The sequence below is a fragment of the Pseudoxanthomonas sp. UC19_8 genome, assembly GCF_042700505.1.
GTDB classification, from domain to species: Bacteria; Pseudomonadota; Gammaproteobacteria; order Xanthomonadales; family Xanthomonadaceae; genus Pseudoxanthomonas_A; species Pseudoxanthomonas_A winnipegensis.
Genome location: NZ_CP170559.1, coordinates 1,332,925 through 1,348,088 on the forward strand (window position 1 = coordinate 1,332,925; position 15,164 = coordinate 1,348,088).

Genomic DNA, 15,164 nt, shown 5'->3' on the forward strand with positions numbered 1-15,164 from the left:
GGCCGCACAGTTTACCCGTCCCGTCCGGGTCACGCCCCGGGGCGTATCCTTCGCCGCGTCCAGCCAGCCGCTGCGGAACACACGCGTGCCAGCCGTAGCCCTCGAAACAGAAGGAAACACGCTGATGTCGAACAAGGTCCGTCTAGAACACGACAGCATGGGCGAGCTGCAGGTGCCCGCCGAGGCCCTGTGGGGTGCGCAGACCCAGCGCGCCGTGCAGAACTTCCCCATCTCCGGCCGGCCGATGCCGCGCGGCTTCATCCGCGCCCTGGGGCTGATCAAGGCCGCCGCCGCGCAGGTCAACGCCGAGCTGGGCCTGCTGCCCAAGGCCACCGCCAAGGCGGTGCGCAAGGCCGCGCTGGAGGTGGCCGACGGCGCCTACGATGCGCACTTCCCGATCGACATCTACCAGACCGGTTCGGGCACCTCGTCCAACATGAACGCCAACGAGGTCATCGCCAACCTGGCCTCGCGCGCCGGCGGCAAGGGCGAGGGGGCGAAGAAGGCGGCGCAGGCCGTGCATCCCAACGACCACGTCAACCTGGGGCAGAGCTCCAACGACGTGGTGCCCACCGCGATCCGCGTCAGCGCGCAGCTGGCCGTGGTCGAGGACCTGCTGCCGGCGCTCAAGCACCTGCGCAAGACCATCACCGCGCGCGGCAACGCGGCCGGGGGCATCGTCAAGACCGGCCGCACCCATCTGATGGACGCCATGCCGCTGACCTTCGCCCAGGAGTTCGGCGCCTGGGCCGCGCAGCTGGCCTCGGCCGAGGACCGCATCGCCGACGCGCTCAAGCGCCTGCGCCGGCTGCCGCTGGGCGGCACCGCCATCGGCACCGGCATCAACGCCGATCCGCGCTTCGGCAAGCAGGTGGCCAAGACGCTGAGCGAGCAGACCGGGGTCAAGTTCGAGAGCGCCGCCAACAAGTTCGAGGGCCTGGCCGCGCAGGACGACGCGGTCGAACTCTCCGGCCAGTTCAATGCGCTGGCCGTGGCGCTGATCAAGATCGCCAACGACCTGCGCTGGATGAACTCCGGCCCGTTGGCCGGCCTGGGCGAGATCGAGCTGCCCGCCCTGCAGCCGGGCAGCTCGATCATGCCGGGCAAGGTCAATCCGGTGATCCCCGAGGCCACAGTGATGGTCTGCGCGCAGGTCATCGGCCACCACACCGCGATCACCGTGGCCGGGCAGACCGGCAACTTCCAGCTCAACGTGGCCCTGCCGCTGATCGCCGCCAACCTGCTCGAATCGGTGCAGCTGCTGAGCAACGTCTCGCGCCTGCTGGCCGACTCGGCCATCGCCGGGCTGACGGTGCGCGAGGACAACGTGCGCGCCGCGCTGGAGCGCAATCCGATCCTGGTCACCGCGCTCAATCCGGTGATCGGCTACGAGAAGGGCGCGGCCATCGCCAAGCAGGCCTACAAGCAGAACCGGCCGGTGATGGAAGTGGCCATCGAGGTCACCGGGATGAGCGAGGCGCAGCTCAAGCCGCTGCTCGATCCGGCGGCGCTGGCAAAGGGCGGCATCCACGGCAAGCCGGGCGGTGGCGGCGGCTGAGCGAAGCCCGCATCGGCGGGATATCGCAGGTGGGGTCGATCAAGGAAGGTCCTGCGCGTGCCGGGTTCGCGATTCGAGCAAGGCATGCGGCGGACCCTCGACCTCGAGCGTTTCGCGCACGGACGCGCGTTGCCTGGTGCGATCGAAGAATGCCTGCAGGTTCGGCCATTCCGTCAGTCCCAGGCCGATCCGGCCGGCCCAGGTGAGCATGGTGAACAGATAGGCATCCGGTGCGGTGAAATCTTCGCCGTCGAGGAACGCGCGTCCGCGCAGGCACTGCTCGACATACGCCAGGCGCGGCGCGACGTGCAGGCGGGTCTGCGCCTGTCCGGCCTCGGTCCTGGACAGGAAGTTGGCGGCCACGCCGCCGTGCCGCTCCGGCGTGATGAAGTTCTTGTGCAACTCGGTGGCGATGAAGTTGAGCCATTCCAAGCTGCGATAGCGTGCCGGCGTGCCGGCGGCGGGGATCAGCCGGGAGGTCGGCGCGTGATCGGCGATCCATTGCAGGATCACGGCGCATTCGGTCAGCAGGCCGCCATCGTCCAGCCGCAGGGCCGGCACGTAGGCCTTCGGATTGACGGCGCGGTAGTCGCCGCCGGACCAGCTGTGGTGCAGCAGGTCGACGTGTTCCAGCGAAAAGGGCAGGGCGGCTTCGCGCAAGAGGATATGGGGCGCCTGCGAGCTGGCGCCTGCAGCGTGGAAGAGGATCATCAAGGGTCCTGCAAGGGATGTGCGTGGGGCCCAAGCTAGCGGCCCGTCGCCTTGCGCGGAACGCGCGATCCTGCGCGGCAAGCGTGCAGAATTGCGCCCATGATCGACTGGCAGGATCTTCGCTACTTCCTTGCGGTGGCACGGCTGGGGTCGCTGACCGCGGCGGCGACCGAGTTCGGCGTCGATCACGCCACCGTGGGCCGCCGCGTCGCGCGCCTGGAGGCGGCCACCGGGCTCACCCTCATCGTCCGATCGCCGCGCGCCACGCGGCTGACCGAGGCCGGGCTGGCCCTGGCGCAGGCGGCGCGTGGGGTGGAAGACCAGTCGCAAGCCGTCATCCGCCATCTGCGCGGTCATGCCAGCGAGGCCTCGGGGACCGTCGCGATCAGTGCGCTGCCCGGACTGGCCGCCTATCTGATCGCGCCAAGCCTGGCGGAGTTCCAGGCCCGGCATCCGCAGATCCGCCTGTCCCTGTCGGCGAGCTCGCAGGTCGCCTCGCTGGAGCGTGGCGAAGCCGACATCGCCATCGGGTTGGTTCGGCCGCAGGCCGCCGGGCGGGTGGTCAAGCGCGTGGGCACGCTCGCCTTCGCGTTCTATGCCACCGGCCAGCTCCAGCAGCGCGACGCGCGGGACTGGACCTTCATCGGCTTCGAGTCCTCGCTGAATCACCTGCCGCAGCAGGCGTGGCTGCGCGCCTTCGCCGGTCCTCGCCCGATCACGCTGCGCTCCAACGATGTGATCACCCAGCTGCAGGCGGCCATGGCCGGCGCGGGCGTTGCGCTTTTGCCGTGCCTGCTGGGGCAGGCCCACGCCGAACTGGTGCGCTTGCCCGATCAGCCGCCACTTCCGGCCCGGCCACTGTGGATGTCCGTCCATCCGGATCTGAGGCGATCGCCCGCGGTGCGCGCCACGCTGGAGCATCTGGCCCGGCTCTGCGACGGCCTGCCCGCCGGCTGAGGCAAGCGCCTCATCGTGCGAGAGACCGCCGACTCAGCGGGCCTCGAGCCGGATGGTCTCCATGCTGGCCGAGTAGGCGCGCAGCTCGGGGAAATCCGTCAGCAGCTGCTGCTGCAGGGTACGCAGCTGCGCGTCGGGCGCAATGGTGACCGGCTTGCCGCCGCTGGCCTGCAGCTGGTCGAGCACCTGCTGACGACGCATCTGCAGCTGGCCGAAGTAGTCCTGCAGCTCGGCGGTCTTTTCCGACGATTGCGGCAGCACCACGTCGTCGATCTTCAGCGTCCCGCCCGGACCGATGCCCACCGGCGCGCCCGGCGACTGGCGCAGGATGACCTCCATCGTGGTCACCGAGGTGGCCGGCTTCATGCGCTCGGCGCGGGCCGAAGGCTGGCCGCCGTTGCCGCAGGCGGTCAGGACGAGCGCGGCCGCGGCCGCGAGCAGGGACGGGCGAAGGAATCTGGACATGAGGCGCATTGTAAGCACCGTGCCCCGTGACGCCCTTGCCCATCGCGGCCGCGTTGTCGTCAGAAGTCCCAGTCCTGCTTGTTCATGCAGTCCTTGACGTCGCTTTCGTCCATGGTCGCGTACGGCCGGAACTCCGGCTGGGCCGCGGCCCAGGCCTGCTGCGCCTGCAGCAGGGCCGGCATGCGCGCGCACAGCTGTTGGACGCGTGGCTTGATCTTCTCCTTGACGGTGGCCTCGGTCTGCTTGCTGATCTCATCGTCGGACTTTCCGGACAGCACGCCCTTGAGCGCGCTGGCGGCGGCGTCGATGCCGAGCTTGGCGCCTTCCAGGCCGATGGCGATGCCGTCGCGGGCCACGCTCTGGATCTGCGTGCGATAGGCCCGGCCCAGCGCCTTCTGCTCGGCGTTCATCGGCACCGGCTTGCCGTCGATCAGCAGTTCGCCGTCCGGGGTCAGTTCGGCCTTGGGCAGGTGGCTGCCATCGTCCTTCAGCGAGAAGTTCTCGGTGGCCAGCTTCTCCTGGGCCTTGGCCAGCTCGCCCTTGCTGTCTTCCATCTCGGCCGAGGCCTTCTCCAGGCCCTTCTGGGCCTCGGCCAGGCCGTTAGTGGCCGGCTGGCAGGCGGCCAGGATCAGCACGCCGGTGCTCAGCATCACGCGCAACGGGGACATCTTCATGGCGGATGGTTCCTTGCAGGAAATGGATGTGGAGTTCAGCGGTCCTTGGGGACGCTGACCGTGCCGCTGACGTGCCCGGTGTCGACATCGCCGCTGCCGACGCTGTGGACGGTGAAGTTGCCGCGCACGTCATCCACGCGCAGGTCGCCCGAGCCGATCGAGCCGACCTCGACGTTCCCGGACACGCCGCGCAGGCCGACGTCGCCCGAGCCGATCGACTTCACCGTCACCGCGCCGGTCTGGCGCAGGGTCAGGTCGCCCGAACCGACATCGCCGACCTCGACCGCGCCGCCGATGCGATCGCCCTCGACATCGCCCGAGCCGATCGAGAGCAGCCTGAGGCTGCCGGCGCCATGCAGCTTCAGATCGCCGGAGTTGACCTTGGCGGTCACCGGCCCGGCGATGTCGCGCAGCTCCACATCGCCCGAACCCACATCGGCGCTGGCCGCCCTGGCGCCGTCCAGCGTCGCATCGCCCGAACCGACGTCCAGCTGTACCAGCACATCGGCGGGCACGGTGCCGCTGATGTCCAGGTAGGTATAGCTCTCGCCCATGGAGAAGCGCAGCGGCCGGTCCTCGGCCAGGCTGACCACCAGCTTGTCGCCCTGGCGCTGCTGGGTCAGGGTCAGGTCCTTGAGGCGATCCTGGCTGGACGCGCACGCGCGTCCGGAGAGCGCGCCGGATGCGCCGGCCGAGGCCTTGAGCTTGAGGTCGTTGGAGCCGACCTTGAACAACACCGACTTGGCCCCGGCCAGGTCCAGATCGAGCTTGCGCGGCTCGGAGAACTTGCAATGCGCCTCGTCGGCGGCATGGGCCAGCAGCGGGGTGGCGCCGGACACGGCCAGGGCGGTGAACAGCAGGCAGCGGGTGAGCGTTTGCATCGTCGAATCCTTGCGAGAAGATGAAGGGGAAATCAGGCGTCGTCGCGGCGGCGGCGGATGACCACGGCCAGGGCGATCAGCGCGATGCCGACCGCGGCGCCGATCCACAGGTCCGCACTGGCGTAGATGGACGGGTCGGTCAGGTTGTGCAGGCCCATGCGCAGGCTGTCGGTCGGATCGCCGGCGGCGTTGAGCGCGCTCTCGGCCGTCTCGTTATGGGCCATGCGCGCCGGCTGCCACATGCCCGGGATCACGCTCAGCAGGCCGCGGTACATCACCGTGTACCAGACCGGACCCAGCGGCAGGCGCACGCCCGGCATCGCCGCCATGATGCTGACCACCAGGCACAACAGCAGCGGCACCAGTACCGCCCACAGGAAGGGCACGCGCCGCGCCCAGGCCGAGCACAGCATCAGCCAGCCGATCGCCGGCAGCGACCACAGCATGTAGATGGGCAGGGTGGCCAGCACAGAGCCGATGATGCGGAACGGATGCGAGGCGGTGAAGATCGCGCCGGCGCCGGGCAGACCGGCCGCCGAGGAGGCCACGGCGATGATCACCCACAGCCCCAGCCCGACCAGCAGGCCGACCACCACCGACACCACCTGCGTCAGCAGCAGCGCCCAGGTCAGCTTGGAGGCGACCGTCATCGTGTCCGACACCGGCAGCGACTTCCAGAACAGCACGCTGCGGTCGTGGCGGTCGTTGTACAGGCTGCCCAGGCAGTAGAAGAACACCACGAAGGCGACCACCACGCTGGCGATGGCGAAGCCGGACAGCAGCGCGATGTCGCCGGCGATGCCGTAGCCGGTGGCCAGCTTGCTGAAGTCGCTGCCGACGGTGTCGCCGCCCATGTGGCTGCGCATCTGGATCGCGCCGATCACCGCGCCCAGCGCGGCGAAGAACAGCACGATGCCGCCGGTGATCACCTGGGCCCAGAGGAAGCCGCCGCGGTTTTCCCAGTATTCGCGGCGCAGCAGCCAGGCGAACACGCCGGGCTTGGTCAATGTGCGGGCAGGGGCGTTCATGCGTAGGTTCCTTTCATGATGGCCACGAACAGATCGGCCAGGCCGGGGTTGCGGGTTTCGCCCAGCGCGTCGAGCTGGGCGCGCGGCACGCCGTCGAACAGCATCACCGTCTTGCCGAACGGCAGGGCGCGCTGGTCGATCGGACGCAGGCTGCGGGCCTGCTCGACGCTGGCCTCGGACACCAGCAGCTCGGTGTAGCGCGAGCCGACCTCGTCCATGGTCGCGGTCAGGGCGATGCGCCCGTCGCGGATGAACATCACGTCGGTGAGGATGTGTTCGATCTCCTCCACCTGGTGGGTGGTGACGATGATCGTCTTGTCCTCGTCGAAGTAGTCCTCCAGCAGGCGCTGGTAGAACTGCTTGCGATAGAGGATGTCCAGGCCAGGGTCGGTTCGTCCAGCACCAGCAGCCGGGCGTCGATGGCCATCACCAGGGCCAGGTGCAGCTGCACGATCATGCCCTTGGACATCTCGCGCACCCGCAGGTTGGGCTTGAGCTGGGTGCCCTCGAGGAAGCGCAGGCACTTGGCCCGGTCGAAGCGCGGATGCACGCCGCCGACGAAGTCGATGGCCTCGGACACCTTCATCCAGCGCGGCAGCACGGCCACGTCGGCGATGAAGCAGACCTCGCGCATCAATGCGTCGCGGCTGTGGCGCGGGTCCATGCCCAGCACCTTCAGCTCGCCCTCGAACGGGGTCAGGCCCAGGATCGCCTTGAGCGCGGTGGTCTTGCCGGCGCCGTTGGGGCCGATCAGGCCGACGATGCGGCCGGATTCGATCAGGAAGCTGGCGCCGTCCAGCGCTGCCTTGTTGCGGTAGGTCTTGCGCAGGTCGCTGGCCTGCACGACCGGGGTGGTCACGGCATTCATGGATTGCCTCCCTTGGGCAATTCTTCGAAGGTCAGGCCCAGGCGGGCGATGCGTTCGGCCACGGCCGGCCATTCGTCCTTGAGAAAGCGCTCGCGCTCGGTGGCCAGCAGTTTCTTGGCGGCCTCCTCGGTGACGAACATGCCCAGGCCGCGCCGCTTCTCGACCAAGGCCTCGTCGGCCAGTTCCTGGTATGCGCGAGAGACGGTGATGGGGTTGAGCTGGTATTCGGCGGCCACCTGGCGCACCGAGGGCAGGGCGTCGCCGGGCTTGAGTTCACCATCGAGCATCATGGCGATGACCTTTTCCTTGAGTTGGCGGTAGATGGGAGCGCCGTCGCTCCACTGGATGGGTGTCATGGTTCAGCTCCCGGGTCGCAGCAGTCGGGCAAAGGAGAAGTAGGGCATCGACAGCGAGTGCCGTCGTGCGCGGGTGCCGTCCTGGGCGGGTGAGGCGGTGGCCGCGGCGGTGTCGTCCAGCACCTGCGGCAGGGCGGGGGCGGCCGCGGCGGTCGTCAGCGAAACGGCCGAAGCGGCACGCAGATGGCCGAACAGGCCGACGGTGCCCATGGCCAGCAGCAGGAGCGCGAAGGCCACGGTCGGGGAGGTCCTGAGACGCTTGTCCATCGCTTTCTCTGCTTTGGGTTAGTGGTGTTGTAGGTGACTATAACACCAAAGCGAGCGGCGTCAAGCGCCGTCCCCTGTTTTTTTCCCCAACCAATGGCAGGGGTGGTGCCACGTGCTGCAAAGCGGCAGCGCCGCCGTGCATGCCACAATGTGCGTCTGTCGCGCCGGGAGCCCCGGCGCTTTTTGTCGCACGAGGGATGCACTGGATGAAATCGATTGGCACTTGGGTGGCGGGCCTCGGCCTGGCTTCGGCCCTGATCGCAGGCACTGCGATGGCGCAGGACAAGACCACGCTGGAGACCCAGCGTGACAAGGTGAGCTATGCCATCGGCATGGACATCGGCCGCTCGTTCGCGCCGATCGCCGACTACATCGACCCGGCCTCGCTGCAGCAGGCCCTGCAGGGCGCCATGAAGGGCGAGAAGCCCACCCTGAGCGAAGCCGAGGCCCAGGCCACCGATACCGCGCTGCGCGCCAACATGGCCGCCAAGGCCGGCCAGACCCCGCCGGGCCAGCCGCCGGGCGCCCAGCCGCCGGCCGTGAACAAGCAGCACGTCGGTCAGCTGATCGGCAGCTACATGGTCGGCCCCAAGCTGGCCTCGCTGAAGGACGAGGTCGAACTGCCGGTGGTCATGCAGGCCGTGCGCACCGTGCTGGCCAAGGGCAACACCCTGCTCACCGAGGACCAGGCCAAGCAGACCGTGCAGGCCTACGCCAGCGAGCGCCAGGCCGGCCTGTCCCAGCGCAACCGCGACGAGGGCGCGGCGTTCCTGAGCAAGAACAAGGACGTCAAGGGCGTGGTCACCACCCCCTCCGGCCTGCAGTACATGGTGCTGCGCCAGGGCAGCGGCGAGCGTCCGACCGCCGCCAGCACCGTGCGCGTGAACTACGAGGGCAAGCTGCTGGACGGCACCGTGTTCGACAGCTCCTACCAGCGCGGCGAGCCGGCGACCTTCCCGCTGGCCAATGTGGTGCCGGGCTGGACCGAAGGCCTGCAGCTGATGCCGGTGGGCTCCAAGTACCGCTTCTGGATCCCGGCCAGCCTGGGCTACGGCGATGCCGGCGCGCCGGGTGGCGGCATCGGCCCGAACGCGACGCTGACCTTCGACGTGGAACTGCTCGGCATCGCCAAGTAATGTCCACGCCGTCCGACCCCCTGCCGGACAGCCTGGAGCGGCGCTTCGTCGAACTGGAGATGCGCCTGGCCTTCCAGGAGCACGCGCTGGCCGAGCTGAGCGAGGCCCTGGCCGACGCCAGGGCCGAGGGCAGCCGCAATGCCGAACTGGTCCGCCACCTGCTGGCGGACCTGAAGAAGGTCCGTTCCGAGCTGTATTCCGACCCGGGCGACGAACCGCCGCCCCCGCATTACTGATCCACCGAACTGATCCACAGATGACCGATTCGTTGCGAGACCAGCTGCTGGGCCTGGGCTTCAAGCCTTCGCCCAAGCCCGAGCGCCCGGCCGAGCGCAAGCCCGGCGGCAAGCCGTCGCAAGGACACAAGCCGCAGGGCGCGCGTCCGGGCGGCGGCAAGGGCGAGGGGCGCCCGCACGCCGGCGGCAAGCCGGGCGGGCAGCCGCGCCACCGCGGCCCGCAGCCGCAGGGCGGGCGCCCGGGCGGTCAGCCGCAGCGCTCGGGCAAGCCGCGCTCGCGCGAGGACATCGACCTGGCCAAGGCCTATGCGATCCGCGCGCAGAAGGAAAAGGACGAGCGCATCGAGGCCGAGCGCCTCAAGCAGGAAGAGGCCCGCCTGCGCCGCGAGGCGCGGGCCAAGGTCGATGCCATGCTGGTCGGCAGGACGCTCAACGACCCGGCCGCCGAGGTCGTGCGCCACTTCCCCTACGGCGGCAAGATCAAGCGCATCCACGTCACCGCCGACCAGCTCAAGGCGCTCAACGCCGGCGAGCTGGGCGTGGTGCAGCAGGCCGGGCGCTATCTGCTGGTCGAGGCCGCGCTGCTGGCGCAGATCGAGGAGGTCTTCCCCCAGGCGGTCGCGCTCAAGGTCGATCCCAACGCCCCGGCCGAGGACGATCCCTACGCCGACCCGAAGTACCAGGTCCCGGACGACCTGATCTGGTAGCACCCGCCTCCCGGTAGAGCGGAGCTCGCTCCGCTGAGGCTTTCCTAAAGATCTGTACGGAAAGCAGCGGAGCAAGCTCCGCTCTACTGTAGATCCTTGATCGCCAGGCCGCGCAGCTTGGGGGCCTTGAACGCGGTGATGCCGACCACGCACAGCGTCACGCAGCCGCCCAGCACCACCGCCGGCACCAGGCCGAGCAGACGCGCCATCACCCCGTCGTAGAACGCGCCCAGCTCGTTGGACGAGCTGATGAAGATGCTGTTGATCGACGACACGCGGCCGCGCATCTCATCGGGCGTGGCCAGCTGCATGATCGTCCCGCGCAGCACCATCGACACGCCGTCGCACAGGCCATAGACGACCAGGATCGCGGCCGAGAGCCAGAAGTGCCGCGACAACCCGAAGGCGATCGTGCACAGGCCGAAGGCGGCCACCGCGATCATCAGGATGCGGCCGGCGTTCCTGTCGATGGGGTGGCGCGCGACCCACAGGCCCGCGGCGACCGCGCCCAGCGACGGGCAGGCGCGCAGGACGCCTAAGCCTTCCGGACCGTAGTGCAGGATGTCGTGGATGAAGGCCGGCAGCATCGAGACCGCGCCGCCCAGCAGCACCGAGAACATGTCCAGCGCCATCGCGCCGAGCATGATCTGGTTGGAGAACACGAAGCGCATCCCCTCGGCGATGCTGCTGAACACCGGCGCGCGCGGCCCGGTGGCGACCGGCTCTTCGACCTTCAGCGGCACCAGCACGCCGATGGCGACCGCCGCCAGCACCGCGGCGACGGAATAGGCCAGCGTGGTGCCGCCCCAGGCCACCAGGCCGCCGCCCAGCGCCGGGCCGAGCACCAGCCCGGTCTGGAAGAACACGTTGGCGATGCTGGTGCCGCGCGCGTACTGGCGGCGCTGCAGCACCCGCGCGAACAGCGCGTTGTACACCGGGGTCAGGAAGCAGCGGACCATGCCGGTCAGGCACACCGCCGCGTACATCGGCCACACGCCCTGGGCGGGCAGCCAGCCGCGGGTGACGCACAGCAGGATCAGCGGGGTGAGCAGCAGGCCGAAGGACGCGGCCATGCCCAGCTTGCGCCGTGGCAGGTGGTCCACCAGATAGCCGGCGAACGGCGCGGTGCACACGAACGGCAGCACCTCGGCCAGGCCGATCAGGCCCAGCGCCAGCGGATTGCCGGTGATCTGGTAGATGTGCCAGCCGACCGCGACCGAGACGACCTGGTAGGAGAGGATGGCGCCGATGCGGTAGGCCAGGGTGCGGATGAAGCCCGGCTGGGCCAGCACTTCGCGGACGCTGACGTCCGCTTCCGGGACCGGCGGTGGCACGCTCACGCGGCCTGCGCCTTGGCGGTGTCCTGGATGAAGGCCAGCAGCGCGGCCAGGCCGTTGCTGCGGGTCGGCGAGAGATGCTTGGCCAGGCCGATGTCGGCGATGTAGCCGGGCTCGGTGGCCAGGATCTCGGCGGCCGGGCGGCCGGAGTACACGCGCAGTGCCAGGTAGATCAGGCCCGAGACGATGGCCGAGTCGCTGGCCGCCTGGAAGTCCAGCCGCTGCGCGTTGCCCTGCGGCACGATCCACACCATCGACTGGCAGCCGAGCAGGCGGTGTTCATCGGTCTTCCATGCATCGGGGAAGGGCGGCAGCTTGCGGCCCAGGTCGATCAGATACTGGTAGCGCTCGGCCCAGTCGGAGAAGAACGCGAACTCTTCCTTGATCGCCGCCTGCGCTTGCACGGCGGTGGGTTCGAGGGGGAATACGGTGTCGGTCATCGGTCTTCCATAGTGCAGGGATCAGCCCCTCTCCCTCGAGGGGTGGGGTGAGGGCCGGGCGGAGCAGGGAGGTTCGGCACCGCGCGGACTTCGCTCCGACCGCGGTCGCAGGCCCGCAGCCTCGATATTCGCGCCTTGCGGTGCACCTTTCACCGCAGGACGCTCGGCGCCGACGGGAGAAGGCGACCGCCAAATCAGCCGCGCTTCCAGCGCACGCCCTGCGGGGTGTCTTCCAGCACGATGTTCTCGCTGGCGAGCTGGTCGCGGATCGCATCGGCGCGGGCGAAATCGCGGGCCTGCTTTGCCGCCGCGCGCGCGTCGATCAGCGCCTGGATGCGGGCATCGTCATCGCCGCTGGTCCCACGGCTGAACCAGTCGGCCGGCGCCTGCTGCAGCAGGCCCAGCGCCAGGCCGGCGCCGAGCAGCTGGGCCTTCAGCGCCGCCTTGTCTTCGCCGCGCTCGGCCTTGCGGGCTTCGGCGGCGATGCGCGCCAGCTCGGCCAGCGCCAGCGGCGTGTTGAGGTCGTCGTCCAGCGCCGCCTCGATGCTGTCGGGAATCCGGGCGCTCGCCTCGACCTCGCCCAGGTCGCGCAGCGTGCCGTACAGGCGATCCAGCGTGCGCACCGACTGCTCGATCAGCGCATCCGACCAGTCCAGCGGCTGGCGGTAGTGCGCCGAGAGCAGGGCGTAGCGCAGCGCCTCGGGCGGGTGCTGTTGCAGCAGGTCGTGCACGCGCTCGATGTTCCCCAGCGACTTGCTCATCTTGGCGCCGCCGAAGTTGAGCATGCCGTTGTGCAGCCAGAAGCGCGCGAAGGCCGCCCCGCCGTGCGCGCACTCGCTCTGCGCAACCTCGTTCTCGTGGTGCGGGAACTGCAGGTCCACGCCGCCGGCGTGGATGTCGATGGTGGTGCCCAGGTGGGCGGCGGCCATGGCCGAGCACTCGATGTGCCAGCCCGGCCGGCCGCGGCCCCAGGGCGAGTCCCAGCCGGGCAGCGCGTCGCTGGAGGGCTTCCACAGCACGAAGTCGCCGGCGTCGCGCTTGTACGGCGCCACGTCCACGCGCGCGCCGGCCAGCAGTTCGTCCGGGTCGCGGCGCGAGAGCTGGCCGTAGCGGGCGAACGAGCCGACCGAGAACAGCACGTGCCCGTCGGCGGCGTAGGCGTGGCCGCCGGCGATGAGCTGCTCGATCATGGCGATGATCTGCGGGATGTGCGCGGTGGCCTCCGGCTCGATGTCCGGCGGCACCACGCCCAGGGCCGCCATGTCGGCCCGGTAGGCCGCGGCGAACTTGTCGGTGATGGCACTGATCGGCACGCCCTGTTCGGCCGCGGCGGCGTTGATCTTGTCGTCCACGTCGGTGATGTTGCGCGCGTAGCGCAGGCCGCCATAGCGGCGGCGCAGCAGCTGCGCCAGCACGCCGAACACCACCGGGCCGCGCGCGTTGCCGATGTGCACGTAGTTGTAGACGGTGGGGCCGCACACGTACATGGTCGGGCTGGCCGGATCCAGCGGCGCGAACGGCTGCACGCTGCGCGTGAGGGTGTTGAACAACTGCAGGGGCATGGAGGCGGGGGCGCGGAAGCAGGTCAGCGATTCTACCCCGGACCGCGGGCGACAGCCCGGATTCAGCGTGGGTGTGGGACCGCTGCCTACACTGTGGAGTCGTTGCTCGCTCATCTCCCCCGCGCTGCATGCCTCCAGCTTCCCGTGCCCTCCTGATCGCGTGCCTGTCCGTATGCCTCCCGGTGGCCGCGCAGCAGGTCGCCGTCGTGCCGGTGGAGAACGTGCGCATCGACTACGCTCAGGTCCTGTCGGTCGAACCGGTCTACCAGACCCTGCGCGCCACCCGCAGCGAGCCGCAGTGCGACCCTCCGGCGGCCGGTGAGGCCGATGACGCGCCCAAGGCGGAGGGGCGCATCGCGCGCCTGGTTGATTCGGTCAAGGGGGTCTTCAGCAGCGACGAGAAGAACGCCAAGCCCGAGGAGGCCCCGGCCAAGCCGCCCACCACCGGGCAGAACTGCCGCATGGTCACCGTCGAGCGCGAGTTCCGGCGGCCGATCGCCTACGACGTCGACTACGTCTACAAGGGCACCAAGTACCGCTCGCGCCTGCCCGAGGATCCGGGCAACCGGCTGCGCATCCGCGTCTCGGTCACGCCGTATGCGCCGGGCCAGCAGCGCGCCGGCAATCCTTGAGTGCCGCGGCGGCCTTGCGCCGCAGCATGGCGCGTGCGAGGATGCGCGCCCGATGAAGACCTCTTCGCACCTGTACGCAAGCGCCGCCCGGATGGCCTCGGGCATGACTTCGCGTGCTCGCCGACCGGAATCCGCACACTAGCTGGGTCCCCGGAGGTCTTGTCCTGCACACCGGAAAAACCCAGCCCACAGGCTGGGTTTTTTCGTTTTTCCATGACGCCAAGGTTTCAACCGCAACCGCGCGCCCCGCGCCCCGACCTCTCGCAAAGGATGATCCGATGCCGCTGAAGCACTTCTTGAACACGCAGGACTGGAGCCGTCCGGAGCTGGACGCCCTGCTGACCCAGGCCGCGCTGTTCAAACGCAACAAGCTGGGCAACGAGCTGAAGGGCAAGTCGGTGGCGCTGGTGTTCTTCAACCCGTCCATGCGCACGCGCACCAGCTTCGAGCTGGGCACCTTCCAGCTGGGCGGCCATGCCGTGGTGCTGCAGCCGGGCAAGGACGCGTGGCCGATCGAGTTCGACTTCGGCAAGGTGATGGACGGCGAGGCCGAGGAGCACATCGCCGAGGTCGCCCAGGTGCTGGGCCGCTATGCCGACCTGGTGGCCGTGCGCGCGTTCCCGAAGTTCGTCGACTGGGCCACCGACCGCGAGGACCGGGTGCTGAAGAGCTTCGCCAAGTACAGCCCGGTGCCGGTGATCAACATGGAGACCATCACCCATCCATGCCAGGAGCTGGCGCACATCATGGCGCTGCAGGAGCACTTCGGCACCAGCGACCTGCGCGGCAAGAAGTACGTGCTGACCTGGACCTACCACCCCAAGCCGCTCAACACCGCGGTGGCCAACTCGGCCCTGACCATCGCCACGCGCATGGGCATGGACGTGACCCTGCTGTGCCCGACGCCCGAGTACGTGCTGGACCGGCGCTACATGGGCTGGGCAGAGGCCAACGTCGCCGAGAGCGGCGGCTCGCTGCAGGTCAGCCACGACATCGAAAGCGCCTATGCCGGCGCCGATGTGGTCTACGCCAAGAGCTGGGGCGCGCTGCCGTACTTCGGCAACTGGGGCCCGGAGAAGCCGATCCGCGATGCGTACAAGCACTTCATCGTGGACGAGGCCAAGATGGCCCTGACCAACAATGGCGTGTTCTCGCACTGCCTGCCGCTGCGCCGCAACGTCAAGGCCACCGACGCGGTCATGGACTCGCCCCAGTGCATCGCCATCAACGAGGCCGAGAACCGGCTGCATGTGCAGAAGGCGATCATGGCCGCGCTTGCTTCGCAAGCGGGAATCGGGAATCGGGAATAGAGAATCGTCGTAGCAACAGCCTTTACCCCCACTTTTACG

17 protein-coding genes and 1 pseudogene are annotated in these 15,164 nt (G+C 69.3%); 7 read left to right on the forward strand and 11 right to left on the reverse strand.

All coding sequences use genetic code 11. The features are described 5' to 3' along the window. Positions 1–124 precede the first annotated feature (124 nt). Positions 125–1,558, forward strand: coding sequence for an aspartate ammonia-lyase (locus ACFJIT_RS05675; RefSeq protein WP_130522774.1), 1,434 nt, complete (start codon positions 125–127; stop codon positions 1,556–1,558). Positions 1,559–1,597: 39 nt separating this feature from the next. Here the strand turns inward: ACFJIT_RS05675 and ACFJIT_RS05680 are convergent, their stop codons facing one another. Next, entirely contained in the window at positions 1,598–2,269 is a 672-nt protein-coding gene (locus ACFJIT_RS05680; protein WP_379655729.1) for a glutathione S-transferase N-terminal domain-containing protein, read from the reverse strand. Between the two features lie 99 nt (positions 2,270–2,368). Here ACFJIT_RS05680 and ACFJIT_RS05685 point away from each other — a divergent pair, with 99 nt between their 5' ends. Next, the gene (locus ACFJIT_RS05685; RefSeq protein ID WP_379655303.1) at positions 2,369–3,226 is read left to right on the forward strand and encodes a LysR family transcriptional regulator; all 858 of its coding nucleotides are present in this window, start codon (positions 2,369–2,371) and stop codon (positions 3,224–3,226) included. 33 nt (positions 3,227–3,259) lie between these two features. On the opposite strand, the gene ACFJIT_RS05690 is transcribed toward ACFJIT_RS05685, so the two are convergent. The 7 genes and pseudogenes from ACFJIT_RS05690 to ACFJIT_RS05720 form a co-directional block, all read right to left on the reverse strand. Beyond that, positions 3,260–3,691, reverse strand: coding sequence for a hypothetical protein (locus tag ACFJIT_RS05690; RefSeq protein ID WP_379655304.1), 432 nt, complete (start codon positions 3,689–3,691; stop codon positions 3,260–3,262). A gap of 59 nt (positions 3,692–3,750) precedes the next feature. After that, the gene (locus ACFJIT_RS05695; protein WP_379655305.1) at positions 3,751–4,365 is read right to left on the reverse strand and encodes a hypothetical protein; all 615 of its coding nucleotides are present in this window, start codon (positions 4,363–4,365) and stop codon (positions 3,751–3,753) included. A 35-nt stretch (positions 4,366–4,400) separates the two neighbouring features. Beyond that, positions 4,401–5,246, reverse strand: a complete 846-nt coding sequence (locus ACFJIT_RS05700; protein ID WP_379655306.1) for a hypothetical protein — start codon at positions 5,244–5,246, stop codon at positions 4,401–4,403. 32 nt (positions 5,247–5,278) lie between these two features. Beyond that, the gene (locus ACFJIT_RS05705) at positions 5,279–6,274 is read right to left on the reverse strand and encodes an ABC transporter permease (RefSeq protein WP_379655307.1); all 996 of its coding nucleotides are present in this window, start codon (positions 6,272–6,274) and stop codon (positions 5,279–5,281) included. Then, a pseudogene (locus ACFJIT_RS05710) lies at positions 6,271–7,142 on the reverse strand (ABC transporter ATP-binding protein). The gene ACFJIT_RS05705 and the pseudogene ACFJIT_RS05710 overlap by 4 nt, the downstream one beginning before the upstream one ends. Then, entirely contained in the window at positions 7,139–7,498 is a 360-nt protein-coding gene (locus tag ACFJIT_RS05715; protein WP_130532124.1) for a GntR family transcriptional regulator, read from the reverse strand. The pseudogene ACFJIT_RS05710 and the gene ACFJIT_RS05715 overlap by 4 nt, the downstream one beginning before the upstream one ends. A 3-nt stretch (positions 7,499–7,501) precedes the next feature. Continuing rightward, positions 7,502–7,765, reverse strand: coding sequence for a hypothetical protein (locus tag ACFJIT_RS05720; RefSeq protein ID WP_337053588.1), 264 nt, complete (start codon positions 7,763–7,765; stop codon positions 7,502–7,504). Positions 7,766–8,037: 272 nt separating this feature from the next. Between ACFJIT_RS05720 and ACFJIT_RS05725 the strand changes: the two genes are divergently transcribed. From ACFJIT_RS05725 to ACFJIT_RS05735, 3 genes are read left to right on the forward strand one after another with little or no spacing between them, the layout of a single operon-like run. After that, a complete protein-coding gene (locus ACFJIT_RS05725) occupies positions 8,038–8,901 on the forward strand; it encodes an FKBP-type peptidyl-prolyl cis-trans isomerase (RefSeq protein WP_379655308.1) in 864 nt (287 codons plus the stop codon). Beyond that, a complete protein-coding gene (locus tag ACFJIT_RS05730) occupies positions 8,901–9,137 on the forward strand; it encodes a SlyX family protein (protein ID WP_130517917.1) in 237 nt (78 codons plus the stop codon). The genes ACFJIT_RS05725 and ACFJIT_RS05730 overlap by 1 nt, the downstream gene beginning before the upstream one ends. A gap of 20 nt (positions 9,138–9,157) precedes the next feature. Further along, positions 9,158–9,844: a DUF2058 family protein gene (locus ACFJIT_RS05735; protein ID WP_337053587.1), complete on the forward strand. Its 687-nt coding sequence runs from the start codon at positions 9,158–9,160 to the stop codon at positions 9,842–9,844. An 83-nt stretch (positions 9,845–9,927) separates the two neighbouring features. Here the strand turns inward: ACFJIT_RS05735 and ACFJIT_RS05740 are convergent, their stop codons facing one another. The 3 genes from ACFJIT_RS05740 to cysS form a co-directional block, all read right to left on the reverse strand. Beyond that, positions 9,928–11,184 carry an MFS transporter gene (locus ACFJIT_RS05740; protein ID WP_337053586.1) on the reverse strand — a complete coding sequence of 419 codons (1,257 nt, stop codon included), beginning with the start codon at positions 11,182–11,184 and terminating at the stop codon, positions 9,928–9,930. Then, on the reverse strand, positions 11,181–11,621 hold the full coding sequence (locus ACFJIT_RS05745; protein WP_337053585.1) for a SufE family protein: 441 nt from the start codon (positions 11,619–11,621) through the stop codon (positions 11,181–11,183). Before ACFJIT_RS05745 ends, ACFJIT_RS05740 begins: the two co-directional genes overlap by 4 nt. Positions 11,622–11,815: 194 nt before the next feature. Continuing rightward, positions 11,816–13,183 carry a cysteine--tRNA ligase gene (cysS, locus tag ACFJIT_RS05750; protein WP_337053584.1) on the reverse strand — a complete coding sequence of 456 codons (1,368 nt, stop codon included), beginning with the start codon at positions 13,181–13,183 and terminating at the stop codon, positions 11,816–11,818. 128 nt (positions 13,184–13,311) lie between these two features. On the opposite strand from cysS, the gene ACFJIT_RS05755 reads away from it, so the two are divergent. Both ACFJIT_RS05755 and ACFJIT_RS05760 read left to right on the forward strand, forming a co-directional pair. Further along, positions 13,312–13,815, forward strand: a complete 504-nt coding sequence (locus tag ACFJIT_RS05755; RefSeq protein ID WP_228257898.1) for a hypothetical protein — start codon at positions 13,312–13,314, stop codon at positions 13,813–13,815. Between the two features lie 278 nt (positions 13,816–14,093). Then, entirely contained in the window at positions 14,094–15,125 is a 1,032-nt protein-coding gene (locus ACFJIT_RS05760) for an N-acetylornithine carbamoyltransferase (RefSeq protein WP_337053583.1), read from the forward strand. Positions 15,126–15,164: the final 39 nt, after the last annotated feature.